The organism is Bradyrhizobium sp. 6(2017) (genome assembly GCF_011058295.2).
GTDB classification, from domain to species: domain Bacteria; phylum Pseudomonadota; class Alphaproteobacteria; order Rhizobiales; family Xanthobacteraceae; genus Bradyrhizobium; species Bradyrhizobium septentrionale.
The window spans coordinates 5,171,903-5,196,519 of the sequence record NZ_CP049289.2 but is presented as its reverse complement, the minus strand read 5'-3'; the positions used below and the strand labels follow the sequence as shown (position 1 = coordinate 5,196,519).

At 59.2% G+C, this 24,617-nt stretch carries 25 protein-coding genes, 1 tRNA gene and 1 pseudogene; 20 read left to right on the top strand and 7 right to left on the bottom strand.

All coding sequences use genetic code 11. The features are described from left to right. Positions 1–511 precede the first annotated feature (511 nt). Complete coding sequence (locus G6P99_RS24265) at positions 512–748, top strand: NUDIX domain-containing protein (protein ID WP_156928652.1); 237 nt, start codon at positions 512–514, stop codon at positions 746–748. Beyond that, complete coding sequence (locus tag G6P99_RS24260; protein WP_256375173.1) at positions 745–870, top strand: hypothetical protein; 126 nt, start codon at positions 745–747, stop codon at positions 868–870. The genes G6P99_RS24265 and G6P99_RS24260 overlap by 4 nt, the downstream gene beginning before the upstream one ends. Here the strand turns inward: G6P99_RS24260 and G6P99_RS24255 are convergent. Next, positions 863–1,294: a low molecular weight phosphatase family protein gene (locus G6P99_RS24255; RefSeq protein ID WP_165123643.1), complete on the bottom strand. Its 432-nt coding sequence runs from the start codon at positions 1,292–1,294 to the stop codon at positions 863–865. The genes G6P99_RS24260 and G6P99_RS24255 overlap by 8 nt on opposite strands. Positions 1,295–2,100: 806 nt before the next feature. On the opposite strand from G6P99_RS24255, the gene G6P99_RS24250 reads away from it, so the two are divergent. Next, complete coding sequence (locus tag G6P99_RS24250; protein ID WP_245284713.1) at positions 2,101–2,319, top strand: hypothetical protein; 219 nt, start codon at positions 2,101–2,103, stop codon at positions 2,317–2,319. 177 nt (positions 2,320–2,496) lie between these two features. Here G6P99_RS24250 and G6P99_RS24245 read toward each other — a convergent pair whose 3' ends face one another. Further along, a complete protein-coding gene (locus tag G6P99_RS24245) occupies positions 2,497–2,673 on the bottom strand; it encodes a hypothetical protein (protein WP_165123641.1) in 177 nt (58 codons plus the stop codon). A 467-nt stretch (positions 2,674–3,140) separates the two neighbouring features. Here G6P99_RS24245 and G6P99_RS24240 point away from each other — a divergent pair, with 467 nt between their 5' ends. From G6P99_RS24240 to G6P99_RS24210, 7 genes are all read left to right on the top strand, one after another. Then, positions 3,141–3,404 carry a hypothetical protein gene (locus G6P99_RS24240; protein WP_156928654.1) on the top strand — a complete coding sequence of 88 codons (264 nt, stop codon included), beginning with the start codon at positions 3,141–3,143 and terminating at the stop codon, positions 3,402–3,404. 59 nt (positions 3,405–3,463) lie between these two features. After that, positions 3,464–3,634 carry a hypothetical protein gene (locus G6P99_RS24235; RefSeq protein ID WP_156928655.1) on the top strand — a complete coding sequence of 57 codons (171 nt, stop codon included), beginning with the start codon at positions 3,464–3,466 and terminating at the stop codon, positions 3,632–3,634. Between the two features lie 149 nt (positions 3,635–3,783). Continuing rightward, a tRNA-Ser gene (locus G6P99_RS24230) sits at positions 3,784–3,873 on the top strand. A 171-nt stretch (positions 3,874–4,044) separates the two neighbouring features. Next, positions 4,045–5,190 (top strand): tyrosine-type recombinase/integrase, encoded by a 1,146-nt coding sequence (locus G6P99_RS24225; RefSeq protein WP_165123639.1) that lies wholly within the window; start codon positions 4,045–4,047, stop codon positions 5,188–5,190. A 242-nt stretch (positions 5,191–5,432) separates the two neighbouring features. Then, positions 5,433–5,618: a helix-turn-helix transcriptional regulator gene (locus G6P99_RS24220; RefSeq protein ID WP_165123637.1), complete on the top strand. Its 186-nt coding sequence runs from the start codon at positions 5,433–5,435 to the stop codon at positions 5,616–5,618. Positions 5,619–5,764: 146 nt separating this feature from the next. Beyond that, positions 5,765–6,334, top strand: coding sequence for a hypothetical protein (locus G6P99_RS24215; protein ID WP_165123635.1), 570 nt, complete (start codon positions 5,765–5,767; stop codon positions 6,332–6,334). After that, positions 6,331–7,587 (top strand): AAA family ATPase, encoded by a 1,257-nt coding sequence (locus G6P99_RS24210; protein WP_165123633.1) that lies wholly within the window; start codon positions 6,331–6,333, stop codon positions 7,585–7,587. The genes G6P99_RS24215 and G6P99_RS24210 overlap by 4 nt, the downstream gene beginning before the upstream one ends. Before the next feature lie 2,026 nt (positions 7,588–9,613). On the opposite strand, the gene G6P99_RS24205 is transcribed toward G6P99_RS24210, so the two are convergent. Beyond that, the gene (locus G6P99_RS24205; protein ID WP_165123631.1) at positions 9,614–9,817 is read right to left on the bottom strand and encodes a cold-shock protein; all 204 of its coding nucleotides are present in this window, start codon (positions 9,815–9,817) and stop codon (positions 9,614–9,616) included. Positions 9,818–10,344: 527 nt separating this feature from the next. On the opposite strand from G6P99_RS24205, the gene G6P99_RS24200 reads away from it, so the two are divergent. Beyond that, complete coding sequence (locus G6P99_RS24200; protein WP_165123629.1) at positions 10,345–10,530, top strand: hypothetical protein; 186 nt, start codon at positions 10,345–10,347, stop codon at positions 10,528–10,530. Positions 10,531–10,650: 120 nt separating this feature from the next. Here G6P99_RS24200 and G6P99_RS24195 read toward each other — a convergent pair whose 3' ends face one another. Together G6P99_RS24195 and G6P99_RS24190 are read right to left on the bottom strand one after the other, a co-directional pair. Further along, on the bottom strand, positions 10,651–11,106 hold the full coding sequence (locus tag G6P99_RS24195) for a hypothetical protein (RefSeq protein ID WP_165122988.1): 456 nt from the start codon (positions 11,104–11,106) through the stop codon (positions 10,651–10,653). After that, positions 11,103–11,282 carry a hypothetical protein gene (locus G6P99_RS24190; RefSeq protein ID WP_165123627.1) on the bottom strand — a complete coding sequence of 60 codons (180 nt, stop codon included), beginning with the start codon at positions 11,280–11,282 and terminating at the stop codon, positions 11,103–11,105. The genes G6P99_RS24195 and G6P99_RS24190 overlap by 4 nt, the downstream gene beginning before the upstream one ends. Before the next feature lie 659 nt (positions 11,283–11,941). Between G6P99_RS24190 and G6P99_RS24185 the strand changes: the two genes are divergently transcribed. The 8 genes and pseudogenes from G6P99_RS24185 (at position 11,942) to G6P99_RS24150 (ending at position 21,413) form a co-directional block, all read left to right on the top strand. Continuing rightward, complete coding sequence (locus tag G6P99_RS24185) at positions 11,942–13,081, top strand: calcium-binding protein (protein ID WP_165123625.1); 1,140 nt, start codon at positions 11,942–11,944, stop codon at positions 13,079–13,081. A gap of 344 nt (positions 13,082–13,425) precedes the next feature. After that, on the top strand, positions 13,426–13,557 hold the full coding sequence (locus G6P99_RS24180; RefSeq protein ID WP_256434668.1) for a hypothetical protein: 132 nt from the start codon (positions 13,426–13,428) through the stop codon (positions 13,555–13,557). A gap of 1,265 nt (positions 13,558–14,822) precedes the next feature. Next, on the top strand, positions 14,823–15,080 hold the full coding sequence (locus G6P99_RS24175; RefSeq protein WP_165123623.1) for a hypothetical protein: 258 nt from the start codon (positions 14,823–14,825) through the stop codon (positions 15,078–15,080). Between the two features lie 269 nt (positions 15,081–15,349). Beyond that, on the top strand, positions 15,350–15,604 hold the full coding sequence (locus G6P99_RS24170) for a hypothetical protein (RefSeq protein WP_165123621.1): 255 nt from the start codon (positions 15,350–15,352) through the stop codon (positions 15,602–15,604). A gap of 726 nt (positions 15,605–16,330) precedes the next feature. Next, the gene (locus G6P99_RS24165; protein WP_165123619.1) at positions 16,331–16,531 is read left to right on the top strand and encodes a hypothetical protein; all 201 of its coding nucleotides are present in this window, start codon (positions 16,331–16,333) and stop codon (positions 16,529–16,531) included. 194 nt (positions 16,532–16,725) lie between these two features. Next, positions 16,726–16,890 (top strand): hypothetical protein, encoded by a 165-nt coding sequence (locus G6P99_RS24160; protein WP_165123617.1) that lies wholly within the window; start codon positions 16,726–16,728, stop codon positions 16,888–16,890. Positions 16,891–16,945: 55 nt separating this feature from the next. Continuing rightward, positions 16,946–17,490: pseudogene (locus G6P99_RS24155) on the top strand (transposase); the annotation flags it as partial. Between the two features lie 596 nt (positions 17,491–18,086). Next, entirely contained in the window at positions 18,087–21,413 is a 3,327-nt protein-coding gene (locus G6P99_RS24150) for an adenylate/guanylate cyclase domain-containing protein (protein WP_246709604.1), read from the top strand. Positions 21,414–22,059: 646 nt separating this feature from the next. Here G6P99_RS24150 and G6P99_RS24145 read toward each other — a convergent pair. Beyond that, the gene (locus G6P99_RS24145; protein WP_165123611.1) at positions 22,060–22,731 is read right to left on the bottom strand and encodes a hypothetical protein; all 672 of its coding nucleotides are present in this window, start codon (positions 22,729–22,731) and stop codon (positions 22,060–22,062) included. A gap of 151 nt (positions 22,732–22,882) precedes the next feature. Then, on the bottom strand, positions 22,883–23,566 hold the full coding sequence (locus G6P99_RS24140) for a MarC family protein (protein ID WP_165123609.1): 684 nt from the start codon (positions 23,564–23,566) through the stop codon (positions 22,883–22,885). Between the two features lie 691 nt (positions 23,567–24,257). Between G6P99_RS24140 and G6P99_RS24135 the strand changes: the two genes are divergently transcribed. Beyond that, positions 24,258–24,476, top strand: a complete 219-nt coding sequence (locus G6P99_RS24135) for a hypothetical protein (RefSeq protein WP_165123607.1) — start codon at positions 24,258–24,260, stop codon at positions 24,474–24,476. The last annotated feature ends 141 nt before the right edge of the window (positions 24,477–24,617 follow it).

The window sequence follows — 24,617 nt, the reverse complement described above, 5'->3', positions numbered from 1 at the left end:
GCGCCCTCGCCTGTCCCGCGATCAGACACACTGTTGCAGCAAATCATCAGTTGGGGCGCATCTTCGATTCCAACAATTGAATCTTTTTGACTGTGCAAGGCTGCAATCGTTTTCTCCCGGGCGTGGGGCGCAAAGGAAGTTTGCGATGATCGAGACGGTTACAGCGGTGATGGGCTTGGTGAGTGCGGTGATCTTCTTGGCGCATGCCGTGGAAGGCTATCGGTACCGGGCCTGACGGTCCGTTGGACGGCGGAAAGACGCGTCACCCTTTCCTGGAGCGAATGTTCGGAAAGCTTTAATCAATTCGGATGAGCATCACATCAAGGCAGGTGTATCATGCGTAATCACGATTTGGTCTCCGACGGGTTTCTGACCCTGACCGCAGCAAGCCTTGTGCTGCTGTGCTCGAGCCTGCTGGCCTTCGCTTTCGGCTGACCCATTGGACGCCGCGGGCGGAGGAGTAAGAGAGGGAACATCCGCCCTCCTCATCAGCACGGATGGCCGCCTTCTGATGCAGCGGCGCGACGACCTTCCCTACATCTCCGATCCGGGAAAGATCAGCCTTTTCGGCGGACGCCGGGAAGGCACCGAGACCTTCCTGGAATGCGTGGTACGCGAAGTCCACGAGGAGATCGGCTCGAGCGTTTTGAGCTCATCGGCCGGTATTCCGGACCGGATTATTCAACGCCAGACCGCAGCCTTCGCGGTGAGGTGTTTCTCGCGCGGGACGTGCCCGCCGAGAGGTTGACCGTCACCGAAGGCCGCCTTGCGATCGTCGCCATCGACGAGCTCGAACGTCTCAGCGGTACGCTGGCGGCCCCCGCGGAGTATGCGCTGGCGATCTTCCTGAAACGGAAACCGATTACCTGAGGGCTGAAACCAGTTCGCGGACGCGGTCATCGATCATGGCCAGCGCAACCGAGGGAAGCGCAAAGTCGATATCGTCGACATGCCAATAGGTCACCCTGCCGGCAGCCTCGGGGAACCGGCGCTCAATGAGCGGACGATGCTCCGCCTCCTTGAGCGCGATCACCAGGTCCGCATCGCCAAAGTCAGCCAGTGAACATGGCTGCGGATAGCGCGCCGCGCCCGCCGGTATGATGCCCGTTGCGCGGAGACGCTCGTCGGCAAAGCCTGATATCGGCCCGACATTGTCGGGCGATCCGCGTTCGGCCGCGCCTCTGGAAAATGCGCGCCACGCCAGGCGTTCGCCACTCGCAAGGTGATTGAACAGCTCCTCGGCGTATCGACTGCGATAGTAGTTGCCGGTGCAAAGGAAGAGGACTCGCTTCATAAACATCATGATGGCCAAGCTAGGCGCGCGCGGTCAACGCCGTTGCGTGCATGTCGCAATGAGCCGCAGCCCGGGTTCGGTGACGCCGGCAGAATGGCGTTCGCCAGCATGCCGGCCATTTCGGCTGCACTTGGGCACATTCTGTCCATCCCCACGGCGCGCAGTCGGCCGCAGCACCCAGCCTATTCCCAGACATCAGGTCTTCCCGTGAAACCATTTTGACCGGCCCGCGAAACCGGCCTGAAACATTTGGTCTGTAAACCGTCGGCAAAAGATAAGGGGAAGTGTCATGATCGAAGCCACAGTCATCGGGCTGCTGCTTTTGAGCGCGGCTATCTTTAGCGCCCACGTCTACGACGCCATCCACACCCATTGAAGATGGATGTGTCGGCCCCTCATGTTTCCGTCTGAAACATGAATACCGCGTTGGCTGATCTTCGCCTATGGGTTATTCCGACCGACAGGTCGCTCAGTTCCCGAACACCTTGCGCGCGCTAGGGCGCAGCATCGACTTGACCCGGCGCGCAGCGATGTGCGCTGCGCCGGTTTCGCGCGTTTAATGCGCTCCCTGGTGCGGGTCACAATCTGCGACAACTGGCGCACGGGGCTGTTTCTTGCGCAAGACGTCGTTTAACCCGACTTTCCAACCGCCAAGATTGTGACTGGGGTGGTCAAGCTAACCGCATTGGAGTGGCATGAACTGTGCAAATGATTGGCTGCCGGGAATTTCAGTGTCCCGGTTCGGGAATAAGCGGTCACCTGGTGTGTATTCTTAGGACCGGCGGACCGCCATTTGGGAGGTATCGTTGCATTACACAGCACATCAACAAGCCAGGTTCCTGGTTCGGAGGGGAAGCGCTGACTGGATGGTTTATGATCGGGAACTCAAGGGGCCAGCGCAACTCAAAAAAGACGGCCCATTCGCCGAGAAGCTAACGAAGGAGCAGGCCGAATACGTCAAGCAAACGCTGACGGAATCCCTCGTTGCGCAGGTATCCCGATCCAATCCAGAGCGCGTACCATGATGCCGCGCTACGCTGGCCCCGTTCTACGCGACGATCTGGCTCGTTTACACGAGTTGGCCGCGCATTGTGAAAGGCGCGCTTCGGAAGCGCGGCATGCCGACGATCGCATCGCATGGCTTGCGTTGGCCAGAGATTGGCTAGCGCTCGCGCAGCCCAACTCACTCACAGACTGCACGCTCAGCGATAGCCGTGCTGCATCCGATTTACTGCAACGATAAGACTGGGCTGTTCAAGTACCTCAACCAGTCGGTCAAGGATCAGCCGTTCATTGGTGCGCGGCCGAGGTTCGAGATACTCTTTAAGAATTTCCTGGGCGGCGCTTACGGCCTGCAGAGCGATGTCTTCATCCGACATTCTCGAGTCTCCAAGATTAACTCGGTTAATCATTCGGGGGGCGGATAGTTCCCAATTGAAATTGCGATCACCGATCCCAACGAGCCTGGATACGATCCGAATATTCGAGGAGAAAATTCGAGAAGCAGTGATGCGGCGAGCCCCAGCTCAGGGGGTGAGCTGGGGCTAACGGCGACACCGGAGGCTGAAGCGGCCAACCTCCGGCCATGACGTTACGACTCTTTCCAATTTCATCCATCAGGATTCGCGGTTGCTGCAGCGCGCTACCACCTTTGCGCCACGGGCCAGACTATCGCGCCGCTGGTTGGGGCTAGTTCAGAATGGCAATTGCCACGAGCATTTGCAGATTTACTGTATCCCTAGTCGTGCGGATTGGCCGACATCCACACCACACCCCGACCATCGCGCGATAAGGGATCGCCGCTCCGGGCCACGGAGCGACGGTCCCGCCCACCTCACCAAACAAGATGGAGAGGGAATTCCGGATCGAGGTTTTTCAATTGCGCGGCTTCAATCATTTGCCAACCGAACAGCCAATTTTTCAAATCGGCGATCGGGTCCACCTGAGCGAACTCGGCGCTAGTCGAATGAAGAGAGCCCTCTATACGACCGGATCGGTCGTGGGCGCGGGCAAGGCAAGCAAATTAGCTGTTCGCGTGCTCTTTGACGGCATGAAAACGCCGGTCAGCCTTCATCAAAGCTATCTTGAGCTCGACATCGGAAAGCCGTGAAAATTCACCGCAGATTGGCCTACTCTCTCCCAATTGGCCGTGCAGAGAAGCTGCCCGAGATGGACTGGTTCTACTATCTCCTGGTCCTTGCTGTTGTCCTGCCCCTCGTTGCCTTTGGCCTGCATGGTAGCCTCTACAGGAGGGATACACGGAAGGATGAGAAGCTGAACCGGCTGATCGATGAGCGCATCGAGCGGCTGGACCTGGAGCGCCCAAAGAAGGAAGATTAGCCCACCCCCCCTGTACGCGCGCGGGGTACAGCGCGTTGACGTTTGAGCACTTGCTGCATAGAAAGCGACGACCGTTGGTAGCAAGCTGGTAGCACAGTTCAAGATCTGTGCTGCCGACGCCGACAAAAAGCCTAACTATTTCAAGGTTTGGAAGGGTGGCCGAGTGGTTTAAGGCACCGGTCTTGAAAACCGGCGTGCCCGCAAGGGTACCGTGGGTTCGAATCCCACCCCTTCCGCCACCTGCTAATCCATCAGTGTCTATGCTCGTCCATCCCTGACACCTAAGCCATTGTGCCGTAACGAAAATATTCATTTTCGTGCCGCCCAATATCTACGCGTGTCAACCGGAATCCACGTTTCCAACGTGGGGTGAGACGTGGGTTTAGGCGGACACTTTCGGAGATAGGCAGATGGGCATTTTGACGGCAGCACACGTGAAGCATGCGAAGCCGGGCGACAAGTTGGCTGATGGCGACGGGCTACGGCTCGACGTCGACAAGAACGGCAACGCAAGTTGGGTCTTCCGGTTCACGTCGCCAGTCACTGGCAAAGAGCGATTTATGGGTCTTGGTCCCATGCGCGACGTGGGATTGGCACAGGCACGTGAGGCGGCCGGCGCGGCACGCGCCCTGATCCGGAACAGCATCGACCCGATTGAGCATCGCCTGGCCGAGCGCGCCAAGGCGAAGGCGAAAGCCACTGGCACGATCACCTTCGAGGCCTATGCGAAACAATACATCGCAAGCAAAGAGGCCGGCTGGAAAAACGAAAAGCATCGGCAGCAATGGTCGAATTCGCTGCGTGACTATGCCTATCGGCACATTGGGCAATTGCGCGTCAGTGACGTCGATACCGCAGCCGTCCGCAAAGTGCTCGACCCGATATGGAGTGAGAAGAAAGAAACGGCGCGGCGGGTCCGCGGACGCATTGAGGCGATCTTGAATGGTGCAAAGGCCGAAGGGTTACGGACTGGCGAAAATCCTGCGCTGTGGCGCGGCCATCTGGATCAGTTCTTGGCGCGACGCCGTAAGTCCGACGTGCAGCATCACCCGGCCCTGCCCTACGAAGAAATCCCGCGCTTCATGATGTCGCTGGCGAGCGATACATCGGACGCTGCGCGCATGCTTCGTTTGATTATCCTGACCGCCTGTCGCTTCAATGAAGCATGCGAGATGGACCCTGGCGCCGAAGTGAAAGGCGACCTGTGGACGATCCCCGCTCTTCGCATGAAGGCCGGCAAAGAACACAAGGTGCCTCTCACTGCCATAGCCCTTGCGCAGCTACCAATCCGCCCCGTCAGCGATGTGACGCTATCCAATTGTATCGCTCGCCACACCAACTCGCCGGCTACGACGCACGGCATGAGATCGACGTTCCGAGATTGGGCCGGCGACTGCACGACGTTTCCGCGCGAGATTGCGGAAATGGCGCTGGCGCATGCTGTCGGTGATGAAACGGAAGTCGCCTATCGCCGCTCAACGGCGCTCGCAAAGCGCCGCGCTCTCATGAACGAGTGGGCCGACTACTGCATGAGTGCATATCCGTTTACAGCGTAGCGACGCGTGAGTGCAAATATCTGTTGACACGCGAGATTGCATGACGGCGCAGCGCAAATGTTCTTAACTCCTCATTCAGTACACTTGTGTTTACATGGACTCGAGGTGATTGCGCGGGGTTATCCGCCCGCGGCCTGAGACGACAATTGTAAGCGTCAACCGTCTCCAAAACCCCAAAACGTAACCGCGATTTGCGCCGCTTCGTGCGTGCGCAAACGCATGGGAACTGGAGGAGTATTCCAATGCGATCCTATTCTATCGATCAGTGGTGCGAGATGCACGATCTCTCGCGCGCCTTTTTCTACAAGCTTGCATCGCAAGGCGAGGCTCCGAAAATCTTCAAGGCTGGCCGCTGCACTCGCATCTCGGAAGCCGCGAACGATGCGTGGGTGACCGGGCAAGAAGCCAAGACCGCACGCGCCACCTAAAACGAAATAACCCCGACCAAAGGGTTGGGGCTGTTTGACGTCTAAGGTCGGTTGGAAACCGTTCCTTTATACTTCAAACAACCCCATTTTTAAGCTCCTTAGTTGGGGGGTTCTTGTAGCCGCACGCTCGCGGAGAAAGCCCACCAATGAAAATGACACCACCGCCGTACACCCGGCATCAATTCATCGAACCCACATTTCCCGAACACAACGGCGACGACTTCACTGCCGAAGTAGTGCAACGGCTCGCGGACGCTAGAGACGACGGCGAGCGCAACCTTGTGCCAATCCAGAAGCGGCTTGGTGTTCTTAGCTTTGCGCTGTCCGAAGGTTGGTGCCCGCCGCGCGTGATCGAAAATGAAATCGATCATCTCAACCGCGTTGTATCGGCATACCACCTTTCAAGATATCTGACCGATGTGCTCGCGACGCTGCAAGAGGCAGAAGCCGACTTGGCCATTTGGCAACGGACAACTCCAGCGCAGCGTGACGACCGCTTGTCGAAGCGCGAACGCGAAAAGGCCGAAGCAGCCGAACGGGCCAGGACGCGAGCGCATATCTATGAGCGGCAAAATGCATTCTACACCGCCATGTTCGCCGCGGGCATTTCGCCAATTCCCATGGCGGATTTGTCGGAAGTGCAACTCTCCGAGTCAGACCAAAAACTGTGCGATGCGGAGCTTGAAATTTCGAACATGGGAAATCACCTCGCATGAGTAACCACGATAAGACCGTGGCAGAAGCGACCAAGCTTTGCGATCAAGGCATGGTAGCCTTGGCGGAATTTATGGCAGAGCGGACAAAGAAAGCCGCGCGGACGAAGCCCGCCAACCCGGTGCCGGGACCGACAACCGGTAACGAGGAAGCCGAGAATGATTTTCCGACACCACCGGGCGGCTTCCTGCAGATGCCCCAGACGTTCGGCGACGACTTCGTTGTAACCGATTATCTGATCGACGGCATCTTGCAGCGCGGCTTCTGCTACTCGCTCACGGCGCAAACCGGCACAGGCAAGACCGTAATGGGTCTTCGCAAAGCCGCGCACGTTGCGATCGGCCGGCCGCTTGGCAATCTCGAAGTAGAGCGCGGAAAGGTGCTGTATCTGGCCGGGGAAAATCCGGAAGACGTGAAAATGCGTTGGTTCGGGTTGACGCGGGAGATGGGAATCGATCCGAAGCAAACCGACGTCATCTTCATTTTTGGCGCCATGCACCTTTCGAAGACAAGGGGGCGGATCGAGCGGGAGATCGTCGCGGCTCGTGTCAAGCTGGCCCTGATCGTGGTCGATACCGCTGCGGCGTTCTTCGAAGGTGATAACGACAACGACAACGTGCAGGCCGGCAATCATGCGCGGGCGCTGCGCTCGCTGCGACATTTACCAGGCAATCCGACCGTCCTGGTGCTCTGCCATCCGACAAAGAATGCCAAGGATATTAACGAAATGGTTCCGCGCGGTGGTGGTGCATTCTTGAATGAAGTCGATGGCAACATTGGCGCAGTCAAAAACGCTGATGGGGCGGTTGTGGCGTCATCGGTGGGCAAGTTCCGTGGTCCCGAATTCCCCGCGCTGCATTTCGCCTTGAAGACGATCACGGATCACCCGCGGTTGCTCAACAGCAAGGGCCGCCACATGCCTACCGTCATTTGCGAATTGATTTCCTACGGTGAAGTGGCGAGGCGCGAAGAGAAGGCCGTCAGCGACGATATAAAGGTGCTCCGGTTCATTGACGCCAATCCCGGAAAGTCGCTCACCGACATCGCCACCGGCACAGGTTGGAACGGGGCGCCGGCCACGATCAAGTCGAAGGTGAACCGGATCATCACCAAGTTGATCAAAGGCACGCTTCTGTTGCGCGACCCTCTCTCCGAACAATTGGTCATCACAGCGGATGGTCAGAAATCGCTAAATCGGCTGAATTCAACCGTTTCGCTGGCCGTTGCACCCTCTTTTCAATTGCCGTCGAAATAGGGGCTAAAGTCGTGTCGTTGCAAACGCGAAACGGTCGTGAACCGGGAACGGCAATTTGCCAAACAAATCAATCGTTTCACGCGAAACGTTTTCAAATCGCCAGTACGACGCGGCGGGGGGAGTTTACTCCCCTCCGCATACCGTTTCGTTTCATCCTGATCCTAGGGGGTGAAACGATGAAACGATCACCATGGGAATCGAACCAAAAGGACGATCGGCGCGCACCGCTTGTCGCAACTTGTCAACGGATAGTTGAAGTAACGAGGTTGTGTGGGGGAAGACCGATAGTGATGAAAGCCCGCAGTACGCGCGCGCGGAGGTCAACACTAAATCGAACTGGCAGAATTCCGCCGTGGCAAAAGGTTAGCGAGAAGCTTACTATCGTCTGCTCGCCGCCGCGCCACGAACGATCAAGGTACCAAGTGGCCGAGAAAGCGAAGTGTTAAGCACACGTGCACCGTGGTTCTAACGGATACCCGGCTCGCTTCGTCGGCCCCAGACGCTATACAACCACCGCTCTGGAAGAGCCGATGGACGCCATCGGCGGATACACTTTCCGCCGAGCGTTACTGATCCCACTTATGAATTCCACGATCCGTGTTTTTCATCCACGACGTGTTCCACGAGAGAGTGCGACCCGCGGGAATACCGCTATGCGAGGCCATGAAGACTGTCGGCGAATCTCGTCGAGGCCGAGCTAGGTCTTTGATTTCTGCTTCTTTCGCCCCGGCATTGTCTTGCCATCCGCCTCATCAATTTGTCCGCAGACGAGTGCTCTTCATCCGCTTCGATTTCGCGCGCTTTCTCAATGAAGGCTTGGATTGTTCGGGTCATGCACCTGGTCGAGACCATCCCAGCCACGCCCCGTTGAAGTCGTTTGGAAGCCACGCCTCTCCTCGGTGCGCAGCACCGGCGCGATCGAAGACCGCCGTCTTTTCTTCGTCGCCAGGCAGCACCACGGCGCGGGTTTCGAACTCCCGGCCATCTTGACCCTCGCGCGGGGCCTCACTCGCTTGGCTCCCATTGCCCATTTCTTTTAACCATGGGGTCGAGGGTTCGAGTCCCTCCGCGCTCACCAAGCAAGAACAGCACGTTACCGTTAGTTTCTCATTGTTTTTGCTTCCCGGATTTTAGAGTTGGGAAGCGATTGGGAAACATCGCGAGAGGCAAATAGAAGTTTCCCGGCGCTCAAGCGCCGGTGGGTCGAGGCTTGAATAAAGGCGCTGTAGCCCGGGCGAAGGGCTGCCGCCCCAAAGTAATTGACGGCGCCCGTGAGGCGCTCTCCGGTAGGTCGGCAGGGCCCGGTCGCTGCGGTCCGGGTAACGGCATCAGCCGATCATAAAACACACAAGATATTGATCTTGTTTACTTTTAATTATGACACGAGCCATAACCCACTATTCAACCCCCAAAATTAGAACGACCCCGACGGGGACGGCCCCGCCGAGGTCGCCATTCTAACTCCCGGCCCAGGGTTGGGAGTACAAGAGCCGAGAGCATCTAGTCTATTCCCGAAAAGCCATTCGTTCCCTGCGCCTTAGGTGCACAGCCAAAGGCCTTAGGGGTTAATCCCGTCTCCCAAAACCATGCCGCCGAAAACCGATGTCGAATCTGTTCACGGATTAGGAACCGTATGACTTTACGATGATTAAGCGAAAAGTTTACTCGGAGTCCAAAAGATGTCGGACGAAGATATCGCTCTCCAAGCAGTAAGCGCCGCTCAAGAAATACTCGAAGAATACCTAGAACCTCGGCCGCGCTCCAACGAGCGAATGATTTTAGATCGGCTTGTCGAGGTGCTTGGTCGACCAGATCTCGTTGTTGCTGTCAGCCGTCTAATGCAGCGTGCTCACGGCGCGGTCTCGGGCTAGGCCCGTAGGCGATAATGGAACGGTCCACTTGTGGCTGCGACCCCGACGCGGAGAGCGCCAGGGTCGCCGCTTCAAACTCCCGGTAGGGGGACCAACCACTCGCGGGAGCCGCATGTATGACTCCCAGCATTGCCACTTGTGTCCGGCCAGTGGCGTCAGCCCACCCTCAGGTTTTCGGCGGATGTCTTGCCGCGATTTTCCCGCTCTTCGTAGCTCACTTTTGCACCCTCATTGAGGCTGCTCAGTCCCGCTTTCTCAACGGCTGAAATGTGCACGAAGACGTCTTTGCCGCCGCTGTCGGGTTGGATGAACCCAAATCCCTTGGCCGGATTGAACCACTTAACGGTACCTGTAGCCACGCCCGCTCTCCTCTTTGGAAACAGAGGATTGCAGCCTAGGTCGATAGCCCAGCCGGCAGCAAGGAAAACCGGCCGAGCATGAATCGGCGACCTGGGTCGCTCGCCGAAAAACGATGTCGATTTTTCAGTCGATTGGGCTGGCCAAGTGAGTCCGTTAGCAAACCAAGCGCAGGCTTCCCCGAGGGACGGGGCCGGTTTGGGGAACGTCTTACGGTCACCGTTTCGGAGGAGCCGGCGCGCTGCCCTGCCCGCCGGCTCCTCTTTCTTAATTTGTGTGAACCAAGCAACACTGAACTGTCGTGGATCTTTGCTAACGTTTCAGCACTAGGGATTTCAGGCCCAACGCTGGAAGAACAGAACGCCGCTGGGACAATGTATTTCGAGCCCGGCGGCGTAGTTTCGAGGGTATGCCCGCGGTGTCTTCCCAACACCTCCGCGTGAACGAAACACCATTTCGGCGGTCGCGAAGCGAGCGCGAAACAAACCGCGCGCAGCCTGTCATCCAGCACCAGAAGGGAGCGACGGCCATGATGAATTCAGTGTGGATGCGCAAGGCACGTTTCGCGGCAACCGCAATCTCGCTGTCCTGTGTCGTCGTTTTGCTGGCAATGGCCGCTCCCCATTCTGTCTCAATCAACGCGCTGGGCAGCGAGTGGCAATGCAGCAAGACCGGCTTCGTCTTAACCACTTGCCGTCAACTTCCGCCGGCCTGAGCCACGCTGGCATAGGCGCTGCAATTAAGACCGTGCTGGGGATTTCAGTGTCCCAGTTCAGGAAGAAAACGCCGCCGGGCGTATATTTTTGAGACCGGCGGCGTCTTTTCTTGGGTCGGGTTAGATCCAAGCGGCAGCCCAGTCGGGCAGGTCCGGAAGCGGCTTATCGAGCAGGCCGGCAATCAGCACGTCGATCGCCGCGTCTCCAACGCAGCCTTCGGTGAACTCGACGTTGGCGCCGTCCCATTCGAAGTGAAGCACTGCTGAGGCTATCGCCCGCATGCCCTCGATAGTCGTGGGGCGCATCGCGATCATGCGAGCGAAGATCGTTCGCAGTTGATCCATGGCATCCTCAAACGCTTCTTCCGCCGCCGTATCGTCAGCACCGATCTCGTAAAGCCGGAGAGTCTCCTCGCTGGCCGCATCACGGAGCCGCGATATTTCGACAAACTGGCGCCCTAGCTCAATCAGTTCGGCATCGGGATTAGCCAACGCTGGAGTTGCGGCCGAAGCGGGAGCCGCTGCAGCAGCACCCGCGATGATCTGCAGGCCAAGCCTTCGGGTGACGTGTCTCATGCCATGCCCCCGCCGATCAAACCGCCGACCTGCTCGAGCAAGCCGTCCTGGTCACCTATGCCGTTGTCGTCGTCCTGCTCGCGGTCTTCGGTGGGGGACGAAGCCCAGTGTTCCTGGTTCGCGTAGGAGTCGCTGTATTGAGTGGCTGAGGCGCCCGGCCCCTTGTGGCCGATCACTATCCGCGCGGGTGCTATTGGATGGGTTTCCGTTGCCCCCAAGCTGGGCTCGTGGTCAGCGCGGTCTAGCTCAGCATCCACTTCGACCCGCTCCGCGCCGAGCCGCTGCCGCGAAGAATGCCGCTGTCGGTCATGCGGTCGAAGGTGCCGAGATCTAACTCGCGATCTTCTCCGCCGCCCCCCGGCCTCGGTCTTGGCCTGGAAACGCCTCTTGGAAGCCGAGGGATGGCTCATCCTCGCCATCGTCCTCGAACTCGCGGGAGACGTAGTCGTCGGTCTTGTCGAGAAACCGGACTAGCCCGTCGATCTCGTCCCGGGCTTCGCGCCTGAGGCGCCCTATGGCCTGGAAGATCTGCTCGGGGAAAGGTCAGTTCTGAAATACAACGCACCAGCGGACTCCGCTGGTCGGGAAGCATGCTGACCAGGCATGGTGCGGCTATAGCTCAGGTCCGGGTTATCAAGCCCACGGACATTCCCCACTGATTTGCTTAAAAATCCATCCATTTTTGGAGGCTTGCGCCTTGGCACACCTTCCGATTGAATTTCCCTGTTAGCGCGCGTGTATCGCCGTCCATTCTTGCATTTCCTTGCCGGCATCTTTGCGCTTCGATCGTTCCGGTCAGAAAACAATTCCGCGTCTAATCAACATGAGGTTTGCGATGACAACATATGTTGGCACTCTCGGAGATGACAGCCACACGTCGGCCTCTGGAGAAGACGCACTCTATGGGCTGGACGGAAACGATACCCTCGCCTCGTCAGCAGTTCGGGACAGCGTCGTATATGGTGGCAACGGAAACGACGTTCTCTCCTTTTCCGGTTTTGTGAGCCCCGGCGGAGGGGCACTCTATGGTGACGAAGGAAACGATACGCTTTCAGGTTACGACTCCAACATGAGCGGAGGCGCGGGCGACGATTCAATCACCGGTGGGGGAAGTATCGCATACGGCGGCGAAGGCAACGACATCGTTTCGGCAGGCTGGGACGGCTTCTTTAATCTCGGCACAGCCTACGGTGGCGTAGGAAACGATACTATTCATAGCCAAGGTTCTATCGTGGACGGAGGCAGCGGTGACGACGAAATCTGGGATACCTACAGCGGTGGCTTGGGGGAGAATATTATCCCGGGCGGCGATGGCAACGATTTTATCGTGGTTTCTTCAGGCTCCGGCGCATTCGTCAATCTGTTATCGATCTACGGCGGCCAAGGCAACGACAGCATTTATGGCGGCGGGAACGCGGACATCCTGATCGGAGATCAAGGCTTTGATCTCCTCGAAGGTAACGGTGGCAACGATTATCTTTACATGGCGTCGAGCGGAGGCTCCGCTTACGGCGGAGACGGCAACGATGTCGGCGTCGGTTCTGCGGCGGCTGACGTCTTCAGCGGCGACGCGGGTGATGACGTTTTGTTCGGATACGAGGGCAACGACTACCTCTACGGCGGCACAGGCAACAATACCATGTATGGCGGCGATGGTGTCGACGTTCTGATCGGCGGCGTGGGAAGCGACTACTTCGACGGCGGCAGCGGCGTGAACTACTACTTCGGCGGCGGCGGCAGCAACACGTTCGTCTCCATTGACGTGCCGGGCGTCGAAGTGGTTCAGGACTTCAACGCGGCCACGGATGTCGTGGCGTTGAATGGAACCGGCTTCAGCTCGTTCGCCGATGTGCTGTCGCACTCCTATCAGAACGGCGCTTACTTCGTCGTCCAGGTCGACAGCGACACTGCGGTCTGGCTGAACGGTGCGAGCGCAGCCACGGTCACGGCGTCAAATTTCAGCATTGTGAGTTGAATTCAACGCCGATTGCTAGGGGGCCTGCACACCCACGACGCGCAGTAGCTCGTCTCTGTTCCTTGCCCCAACGTCTTGATAATTTGCATGCACTCCGCAGCTGCGGAATCAATCGGGCATGCCTTGGCGCCACAAGCCCGCTCGTCATCTCCGCTATTGGTCCGGTCCCGTCGACCGCAACGCGTGTTTTGTGTCGCGTGCGACCATCACAACGGCCGGCTTAGGCTCGCTGATCTGCCAGATTGGGACTGCCCCACGGGACGACTGATAGGTAACTTTGTCCTTGATAGCAGCCTCCGGTTGATTCAGAATCCCAGAAGACGATCACCGGGAGCGAGACGACGATGGCAACCATCGGTACTGTGGCTTTTCTCGTACTTCTCGGCGTGGCAATGTTCGCGAGAGCGCGCTTCAAAGAGCGCGCGGCCTATCGCCAGCAAATGACCGAAAACGCTCTGCGCTCCATGGGCAATTAGGCAACACACTGGGCCCAACACTGCTCTTTTCCACACGATAGACAGGTGGATGCTCGCTTTCGACCGTGCACGAAACCGGCCTGAAACAATGGGCCGATACCACTCCCCGAATTGATCGGGGGTAAGGTGTCATGTTGGAAGCCGCAATCGTTGTGCTGCTATGCCTGAGCGCCGCGATCTTGGGTGCCCACGCTTACGACGCCTTCCGCTTCCGCGCCGATTGAAAAGTAGCCCGCCAGATGCTCTGGGCTTCCATCCGTTTGGCTTGACGGCCAAACATCCTCAGCGCGCACTCTTGATCCAGATCAAAAGGTCAGAACGACGCCGGATTCAGCCTTCCCGGCATGACACGGGACTGGGCCACCATCGCGGGATACGCTTCAATCGTGCTTGCCGCGCTCGGCCTGCTTGTCGTTTTCATGTGACTGGATGAATGACTAGCGGAATTCGGCAAGCCTTTGGCCGCTGGCACAAGCTGCACTAGGCCCCCGTTCCATGCTTATCTTATGTTAAGCGCCCTTCAGTTTAGGGCGTTTTCCATGAGTGAAATCCTTGTCCGCGCGGGCTTTGTCGTACTGGGATTGCTCCCCGTCGTCATCGTTGGCGTTGCCATGTTATTCAGGTGAGCCATCATCCCAGGAACATCGCTCCTCTCTCAGTAAGCGTTCAGAGGAAATCCGCCCATGACTCCTTTGCTGGCCAAGCTGGAAAGATTTGAGAGTCTCGCCACGGAGTGCGACGTGATCGCTAGCCGGGAGGCGGATGGAAGCAAGCGGGAACTCTACTTGCGACTGGGAGCGCACTATCGCCGGCTAGCCTGCGACATGCGCAGTGTAATCGCGACCGTCGACGCCGCCGCGTGACAGCCTTTAATTCCACGCCTTGACCAATCTCTTGGTGAGCAAGCCGTCATCACCGCGATTGCTAGCGGCTTCTCTCCGCGCGCAATCGGCGCGATTATTCGCCGATGCCCCCACGCCGCTACACAAAATGGTCCGGCCGCTCCTTCCCGCCCGGTAGCCCAGCGGAATGGCTCGCTGACGGCCACGTCAGCTGCAACATTCGGTGCCACGGCGGCCGCGATCGGATGGTGGATGTACGCCTGGATGCGCTGCCGCAGGATCAACCGAGGTCACACGTCAGCTGGCGTTTAGTGTGCACGGCATGCGGCACGGTCGGCGCTGTGCACATCGTTCCGAATTGGCATGACATGACCGACCACGCGATGCCATTCAGTGCCGGATGGAAATCGTGATTCCCCGCTGATGAAACTCACCGCAGATCGTCCCTACGCTAATCCCGAGAAGGCCGCTCTCAGACTCATGGAGCACGCTCGAGCGTTCGAACCCGTTCAGGACGGCCGCATCTATATCGAGAAGATCAATGGCCCCTTCTTGTATCAGGACAAAGGTGCGCCGGCCGAATACGGCGCTGGTCTCAAATACGCCTTGGCGCAGGACTGGCTAGAGATCCACGAAAGCGGGACTTACGTGAAAATCCTGCAGGCTGGGAATAACCTGTGACGTGAAATGAAAAGGGGCCGTGTCGCGAGACGGCCCCTTACCCGGAAATCTGCAATACTGATCTTGATGAAATCTAGCCCCGGTACTGAGAGTACTAGCGCCCTTCGCATTTGCAGCAAAATCCGGGAAAGTACGGGCAAAACCTCTCACTCAGCGCACGGATTGCTACGCACCGAGGCCGCCTCTTTGGCTGCATCGCATTTCTGGCTTGCCGAATCACCGAGCGCGCTGCGAGCCTCAGAATCTCTTGAAGGGGGTGGAGGCACGTCATGCTGTACGCGGCAGCTGGTCGACTCGAAGGGCGTCAAATTTTCAAGATCTGCAAGACGGCTGAAGAAGCCGAAGCGGTGGCGGAGGAGTTGCGGGCGGCGGGCTTCAGCAATGTCAGCGTTCGCAACTCGTCCCAGTTCAGCGGCGCGCCGGTTGCTCGTAAATGGCCGCTCGGGCAGATTCGCAATTGGTTGCTCCGGCGCTTATCTTTCTGGCATGGCTCTCACCCGGAAGCCCCTCGAGATCCCGCCTGAGGTCGCGCGCCAGTTCGCTGCCGATATGCGGGCCTTCCACTCCCAGCGCGACCCGATCAAGCGAGACGAGATCGCGGCGAATACCCGGCACCGGCTGCTGCAGCATATGCCGAAGAGCACGAAACTGCGACTGGCAGACATCCTCGAATTGTTCAAGTTGATGCATTGAAGGTTGGCGAGCCGCTCTGTCAACAAAGCACTCGACGGCAAAGCCGGAACGCCGCATGTTCGAGCAATGTGTAGCCTCTAAAGAATAAGTCCCAGCGCCCCGGGGAAGGCGGCGCTGGGACTTGATGGCGAAAGCGCTTTGGGGGCAATGGGGCCGCGCTGCCGCCAATTGCCTAATTTTCCCGAACCGGAATCGTTCCTGCGCAGTGGATGGCTTTAATCTAGCAAAGAAACGGCCCCAGCGAGGGGGAACACGCCGGGGCCAAGTGTGCACTTTGGTCATCATCCCGCACCGCCTAGGACGGCACCGGATATGCAACAAGTGCCACCGAACGCGCTTCGTTCCTGTAACCGAGACTGTTCTGAGCCGACTGTACGAGGTCGGTCTCGCCCGTCGTCCATATCCAGCACCACGCAAAGTAATCGCTGCGTGCCGTTTTTGTCACATCCGGCAAAGAAACGACCGCACGAGCATCAGCTTTGATACAGCGACAATTGCCCTGTAGCCGTTAGAGGGTAAAGGCTGTTCGTGCTCAGCTAACCATCTCGGAGATCACGATGTTGAAGTTTCTGGTTGTTGGAGTTGCGACTTTCGGTTTCGTGGCTGCGGCCAGTGCGGCCGACCTCCCTCGTCCGCAGCCGGTCGCCGAACAGGCTCCGGTTGGCAAGATGCCAATTGGCAAATATCCGGTTGGCAAGTCCCCGGTCGGAAAGTACCCGGTTGGAAAAGCTCCTGCTGCGATCGTAACGAAGGGCTAGCTCGAAGATCGCCCAGGCAGCGTCCCCTTCAGTTTTCGCTGAAGGCCGCTGCTCGGTGCGTCTTGCCCTAGTGAGGGGTTGAAGGTGCCAGAAGCGAATCGGAAACGGAGCAGCCAGAGATAGTCGAAGGCCGCCTCAGTTGGCGGCCTCATCGCATCTGGGACTGGCGGCATTGTTGTGCGTTACATTAGCCCATGCCCATCACCAGAAAGCCGCTCGAAATCCCACCCGAGGTCTCCCGCCAGTTCGCGGATGATATGCAGGCCTTCCACGCCGAGCGCGATCCGCTCAAACGTGACGAGATCGCCGCTAACACCGGCACCGGCTCCTGCAGCACATGCCAAAAGGCGCAAAGCTGAGGCTTGCTGACGTCCTTGAGCTGTTTAAGCTCATGCGGTGAGTTGAGCTGGTGCGAAGCCCGCCAATATGAAGGCTGACCGTATCGACTGCCGTTTCGCTAGGAACCAGAACGCAAGCGCAAAGTTGTCGTGATAGTCCGGGAACGTGACGGCAATTCCGTCCCGGCAGTATTCAATTCGGAAAGCCAAGCTGCTTCATTCATTCGCGCTCGCATCGCGAAGTGGACAGTGGTGCACGCCGATGAAGCGGCCTCATGGGACAACCTACATGAGCGTTTCGAGGTCAAGAGAATCAACCATCAGGAGGCATACAGCCTCGATGGCGCGTGCACTAACATGGCTGAGGAATACTTCTCCCGCCTGCGCCGTGCCGAGATCGGTATCCACCACCATATCGCAGGAGCCTATCTCCTCAGATATGCCCAAGAGTCCTCATGGCGAGAGGACAACCGCCGCGTCTCCAATGGGGATCAGGTGAACCGGATCTCCGGCGTTGGCCGGCGCCAAGTGTGCACTTTGGTCATCATCCCGCACCGCCTAGGACGGCGCCGGATATGCAAAAAGTGCCGCCGAACGCGCTTCGTTCCTGTAAGAAATTGATCGCCCCACAAACGTCTCTGATATCTGCAAAAAGTGCCAGCTCAAAATATTGCCGCTTTTTCCCGACGTTGCGCAGTTCTCGCTTGCCTTACCGGCGGTTCGGGTGTGCGGTCGGATTGATTGACCATCTCGAGTGACGCGGGACTGGCCAGGTGGCCCCGGCGACCGACCTTACCTGCGGAACGGCGGATCGTGTTTCGGATCGGAAACTAAGAGCCGGCGAGTAACTCCGCCGAGTCCGCTGGTCCCCAGTGAGCAGACATCCGCAGACCGTGCGATGAGGTCCGAAAAGGGCCAGAACCGGACGTCACGCAATCCTTGTCGCCGGCTCATGGACCCGCTCAATTGGTTATCGGTACCGGTCACATTGGTCTGTTCGCGCAACGGTGCTTGCTGCCGAAATCAGGCGCGTACAGTTGTTCTCAACATGTCATGCGCTTCTTGGTAGCTACTGACGCACCACCTTGGGCAATAATCGAAGGCCCACGCAGGCGAACTGCTGTAAACAAGGCGTGCTATTCCGGAAACATCGGGATAACGTTTCTTCGCTGTGGTCTAAAATTCGACCGGCCGTCAACCAGATGTCGGTGGAGCCAATGCAGCAGATTGCGGAGTGGCTCGAGAAGCTTGGGCTTGGGCAATACGCGCAGCGCTTTGCCGAGAACGACATTGATCCAAGCGTTCTGCGCGATCTGACCGACCATGACCTCGAAAAAATCGGTGTATCGCTCGGCCATCGCAGGAAGATATTGCGCGCGATTGCGGAATTCGATGAGGCCGGACCGATACCCACGCCAGCTTATCGGACCGCGGCCGAGAGACGTCATCTCACGCTGATGTTCGCTGATCTTGTTGGTTCAACAGCGCTCTCGACAAGGCTCGACCCTGAGGACTTGCAGGAAATCATGGGCGCGTACCATCGCTGCTGCGCCGAGCAGATCGAGAAATTTGGCGGGTTCGTTGCCAGATACATGGGCGACGGCGTGCTCGCATATTTCGGCTATCCGCGGGCGGATGAGGACGATGCTGAGCGCGCGGTATGCGCCGGGCTGGCATTGGTCGCGGCCGTGGCAGGACTCGATGTCGGTCCGGGGGCAAGATTGCAAGTGCGAGTTGGCATTGCCACCGGGTTGGTGATCGTCGGCGATCTCATCGGGGATGGCGCGTCCCAACGGCATGAGGTGGTCGGTGAGACCCCCAATCTGGCCTCGCGGCTTCAGGCGCTGGCCGAGCCGGACACGGTGGTCATCGACGGCAGCACCCGCCGCCTCGTCGAAGGACTCTTCGAGTATCTCGCTCTCGGGACCGCGTCCATCAGAGGATTCAGCGACCCAGTGCCGGTCTGGCGAGTCATGGGCGCGAGCGCGGTCGATAGCCGCTTCGAGGCCTTGCGCGTAGGCAGAACGCCACTGCTTGGCCGCGATGAGGAGATCGAACTGCTGATGTGCCGCTGGCAGCAGATAAAACGCGGCGATGGCTCGGTCGTGCTGATATCGGGTGAGCCCGGCATCGGCAAATCGCGCCTCGCCGAGACCGCGGTGGAGCGGCTGAGCGATGATCCACACATCCGCTTGCGCCGTTTCTGCTCGCCGCACCATCAGGACAGCGCGCTTTTCCCGACCATCTCACAGCTCGAGCGGGCAGCGGGATTCCGGCGTGACGATACGGACCAGCGGCGGTTGGACAAGCTCGAGGCGTTGCTTGCGGAGGCAAACGTTGACCTCAGCGAGGCCGTCCCTCTGATCGCGGACCTGCTGTCCGTGCCGATCGGCAATCGCTATCCGCCACTCAGCCTCACACCACAGAAGCGCAAGGAGAATACGCTTCGGGCCCTCTTGGCCCAGCTCGAGGGACTGGCGGCGCGTCGGCCCGTACTGATGGTGTTCGAGGATGTGCACTGGATCGACCCCACTTCGCTCGACCTGTTGGAACTCATGGTCGACCGGGTGGCCACCCTCCGGGCCTTGCTGGTCATAACCTTCCGGCCAGAGTTCGCGCCGGCCTGGATGGGGCGCTCGCACGTGACGCAGATCAGCCTCGGTCGTCTGCCGCGTCGACAGCGCGCCGAAATGGTCATGCGGGTGACCGGCGGCAAAGCGTTGCCCCAGGAGGTCGCCGAACATATCATCGATCGGACCGATGGCGTACCGCTGTTCATCGAGGAATTGACCAAGGCGGTGATCGAGAGCGGCATGCTGACCGACGCCGGCGACCGCTTTGATGCGAGGGGGCCCGTGCTTCGGCTTGCCATCCCTACCTCGCTCCAAGCCTCGCTCCTGGCACGGCTCGATCGCTTGGCACCCGTGCGCGAGGTTGCGCAGATCGGTGCGGCCCTCGGGCGGTCGTTCTCGCATGAGCTGATCAATGCCGTCGCGGCTGTGCCGCAGCACCAGGTGGAGGGGGCCCTGGCCCAGCTCGTAGGCGCCGAATTGGTCTTCCAGCGGGGCACCCCACCCGATGCAGAGTACACCTTCAAGCACGCGCTGGTGCAGGACGCAGTCTATAGCACGCTGTTGCGCGGTCGACGCCAGCAGATCCATGCCCGCATTTCAACGGTGATGGAGAGTCAGTTCCCTGAAATCGTGGCCGCTCAGCCACAACTCATGGCCCATCATTGTGCCGAGGCCGGTTTCAACGAGAAGGCGGTAAGCTACCGGCTCAAGTCCGGCCAGCAAGCGGTCGCCCGGTCGGCGATGACGGAAGCGGTGGCGCAGTTGCAGAAGGGCCTGGAATTGCTGGCGAACATGCCTGAGAACTCCCGGCCCGTGCAGCACGAACTCGACCTGCAAATTGCCCTGGGGCGGGCGCTGATGGCAGCTCGGGGCTATTCGGCGCCGGTGGTGGGCGATACCCTTGTCAGGGCGCGAGCGCTCGCTGAGCGGTTCGATCGGCCGGATCGTCTCGTCCCGCTGCTCTATTCCCAATGGGGTTTCCATATGGTTCGGTCCGAGCACGAACTGGCGGTGTCCCTTGCCGAGCAGATGGAGAAATTTGGCGAGATTAGAAAAGATCAGGTCGCTCTGCTGCTGGGTCACTATATCCACGGCGCCAGTTGCTACTTTCGCGGGGAGTTTGTGACAGCGCGCGCCCTTCTCGATCTGTGTGATGGCCTGAGAGATCCGGCCGCTCGCGCGATTTGCGCCGCCATAGCGGTGGCCGATCCGTACGCAGCGAGCCTGGGTCACTTGGCGTTGACATTGGCGCTTCTGGGCCACATCGATCAGGGACGCGCGCGCGTGAGCGAGGCGTTGTCGGAAGCCCGCGGGCTCGACCATCCGTTTACGGTGGCCTTTGTGTTGAGCAAGGTGTGTGCGGTGGAGGCGGCCGCCGGCTTGCCGCATGACGCACGGCGGCACGCAGAAGAGCTGGTCGCTCTCTCGGACGAGCACGGTTTTCCGCTCTGGTTGGGCCTCGGACTTCTCCAGCATGGTCGCTCATTGACAACACTTGGACAGGCGCAGGATGGCCTCGCGATGCTCGCGAGGGGGCTCTCGGTGCTTCGTGGTGCCGGAGCCGTCGTGCACACGCCGCGCGCGCTCTGCTTTCTCGCCGAGGCTCACGCCAAGGTCGGGGATCTGCAGGAGGGACAGAATTGCCTCGTCGAGGCTGCGCAGCTCATCGAGACGACCCACGAGCGGTCCGGTGAGGTCGAGCTGCATCGAATTCGAGGCGATATGATGAATGCGCGAGGCGACCAAGTCGCTGCGGAGCAGAATTATCATCGGGCGCTCGCTGTGGCGGAGCGCCAGAGCGCGAAGACGTTTGGGTTGCGCGCGGCGACCAGCCTCGCCCGCCTGTGGCGCGATCAAGGCAAGTGCACGGAAGCTCACGACCTCCTCGCGCTGGTGTATGGCTGGTTCACGGAAGGCTTCGACACGCCAGTCCTGCGGGACGCTAAGGCGCTGCGCGACCGGCTGGCCTGATGCAGTTCACCTCTTGCGTGGCGGGATAGCTGCTGGTCGCCGCAGGCGCAGGTGGTTTAGAACCGCACGTTTTTTCAACGATGTCCGGTCAGGGTCAAGCTCGGAAGTCGGAACGCGCAACCGTAACGTCCGCTTGACCTCCGATACCGGACTTTCGATCGCCAGCGCGGCACTTCCGAATAAGGCAAACGCAGTCAAGATGAACCCTAGCGGAAGTCGACAGCGAGGCGGTCGGAATGCCGACATTCGCCCTCCCCGGGTTTGGCGGATGTACTTTCCACTGAGCGTTATTGATCCCACTTATGAAGTCCATGACCCGTGTTTTTTATCCACGACGTGTTCCACGAGGGAGCGCTTGGGCGACCGGCGGGATTACCGCTTCGGCGAGGCTCAGCCGCAACCATTGGGTCCGCGTGATCCATCCGCTGCAGGCTGTTGAGATACACAGGAGGCCGCCTTGGTTGGCAGCCTCTTCGGCGCAAACGCAGTTTCACACTTGCGCCGGCACAAGCTTTGCTACCTTACTCATTTCTCGCAGGCGAATGATCGGCTCCTCGGGAGGTGCAGATACCGGCGTCGACTACCTGTCCGCCTGCCTTCTAACGAGGGACTCTATGAGTGTTTCCAGTTGCCTGCGCGTCGCCCCCTAGCTTTTCTTTCCGCCGCTGCCAGTCAACACCGGACCGTCCTCTTTCGACACGGTGCCACACGTCGAAGTGCCTTTCCCCGCTTGCGTCGCTGAGGTGCGGAGAATGCGATCGAAGGGATTGCGCACGATGACCTTGAGCGCCGCGAGATCGTTCTTGTTCAAGTAAGACATCTTTCCCGGAGGGGTCGTCACCATCTTGCCGATCGCCGAGGGAGAAATCCCGTGCTTGGCCATCAATCGCGCCAGCTTAATCGTGTCGCGAATGGTCCCGTTGTCTTCGTTGCCGTGCACATTGGAGACGGAATGAACGCCAATCCTGGCGTCCGGCGACACGTAACGTTTTCTGCTGGTCAGAAAGATGAATGCGCAGGCTGAGTCGCATTCTCCGGAAACGTAGGTTGTGAGCTGCCGTCGATAGGCAAGCATCGCAATCTGGAAGCCCTCATCGAGAGAGCCGCCGCCTGAGTCGAGATCGACACCACGCACGCGCCTCTCAGCGCCTACAAACCCACGAAAACGGACAAAATCGCCGGGCCGGATGTCGCCGCTCAGCTTCAAGACATCTCCCGTGCGATTGGGCACACGCACGATATCCATCGCGAGACAGCTGGTTGACAGCAGCATCGCGGCGCCAAATCCGGCTTTGGCCGCTCCCACGATTCGAGCCATGCCAATCCAGCGGCTATCCTGACCAGGCACGTGTCACCCTAATTGACGTTAAGCCATTGACGCCCGCAGCATGATCGGAGGACCAGCCGTGACGCTTGACCTAGGTCAACCGCGCGGCCACCGCCCTCGACCGGGATCGATCGACGGGAGATCAGATGGTCAGCCCGACGCCGGCGATCGATCGCGCGACCTCCGTGACACCGATGACGATGATCTGCACGCCGATGCAAAGCAGGAGGAACGCAGACAGCCGTGTCACCACGCTGGTCCCTTCTTCGCCGAATAATCGCGCCATCGCACTCGACTTGCGATACGCATGGTAGATTGCTGCCGTCACGACGGATGCGATGACGAACGAGACGACGTACGACGAAAAACGACCGTCCAGGTCTGCTGGTCGGGCAGTCCCGATGGCGATCGCCGTCGCAATCGTCCCCGGTCCGGTCGTCAACGGGATGGTCAGCGGAAAGAAAGCCATCCTCTGGACGGCCGCAAAGCCGACCGTCGACGTCGCATGAACCCCGACTGCGGCGGGCGGAGCATGAAGCATCGACCATCCGGTTGCAGCAACCACTAGGCCCCCCGCGATGCGCAGCGCCGGCATAGTGATGCCGAAGAAGTTGAGGATCCGGGTGCCGAGAAACAGCGATGTCAGCAGAACGCAGAATGCATACGCGGCGACGCGCAGAGCGATCCTTGCGCGCTCCGCCTCCGACAGTCCCATCGTCCTGTCGAGGAAGATGAAGGCCAAGCCATAAGGATTGATTATGGAGAAGAGCGCACCAAAGCCGAACAGGAAATCGCCGATCCATCGCGATGCCAGAAGATCCGTCATGCCGCTGTGACCACCGCCCGATCAATTGCCCACCGGAGATGACCACCGGCGTTCGGTCGAGACACACGACACCGGGCTAGTCGAGCCATCTTGATCCAAGTCAAACAAGGGGCTCATCGGCGGCGGCCTTTGCGCGCGGGAAATGACCTGTCGAATCGACCGCGGTTCCGGATCTCTGCAACTGATCCAACCAAGAAAACTTCGGTCGATAGGAAGCGTACACGCTTGCTTGCACCTTGATCTAGATCACGGCGGACCCGGGGCTTCGTCACGACATCACGTTGGTTAGTGCGTGTCGGGCCAGGTTCGCGCCTCGGCGGCGACGATCAGATCGAAGGCTGCACGCGAGATCCCATGCATACGATAGCGCTCGCAGAAACCGCTGCGTTGGTCATCGTGATAGTCCTTTTTGTGATGGAGCGAGGGAGCGCGGCCGGTCAGACCCGGGCGTTGGCGTTAAAGAGGAGTTAGTCGACCTGCGCGTCGGTGAGGCCGACTTCGCAATCATGTGCTGAATCAGAGGATCAGCTTGCCGAGTGATGAGGCCTTAACGCCCTGCTTTAGAGCGCTTTCATCCGCCCTATCCGGCCATCCAACATCTTGACAGTCGACGTTTGTGATCTAAGTTTTCGACCGGGCAAGGCCCTCGAATTCTTAAGGATAATTAAGCGACCGTCAGAGGATGACGACGATGACCGAGGAAGATTTTGCGCTGTTGCGGAGCCATCGCAACAACATCTATCGGTACCGCAGATTGCTCGAAACCCAGCTCTCAACCCTTGAGCGTCAATACCTGGAAAGGCGCCTTTCGGAGGAGCAGACCGCGATAGAAATGCTCTCGAGGTCAATATTTCCTCTGAAGCTGGGCGCCGTGAACGTCTCGCGACGACCGTCGCCAACCACGGCCTAGGCGGTCCCGACAATGTTGGAAGTCGTCTTGACTGACCGCCATAGACGCGGCTGGGAATGGGACGTTCGCGACCCGTCCGGCAAGATATTACTAGCCGGACGAGAAAAGAACCGACGAGCGGCGAAGTACGCGGGAGACCGG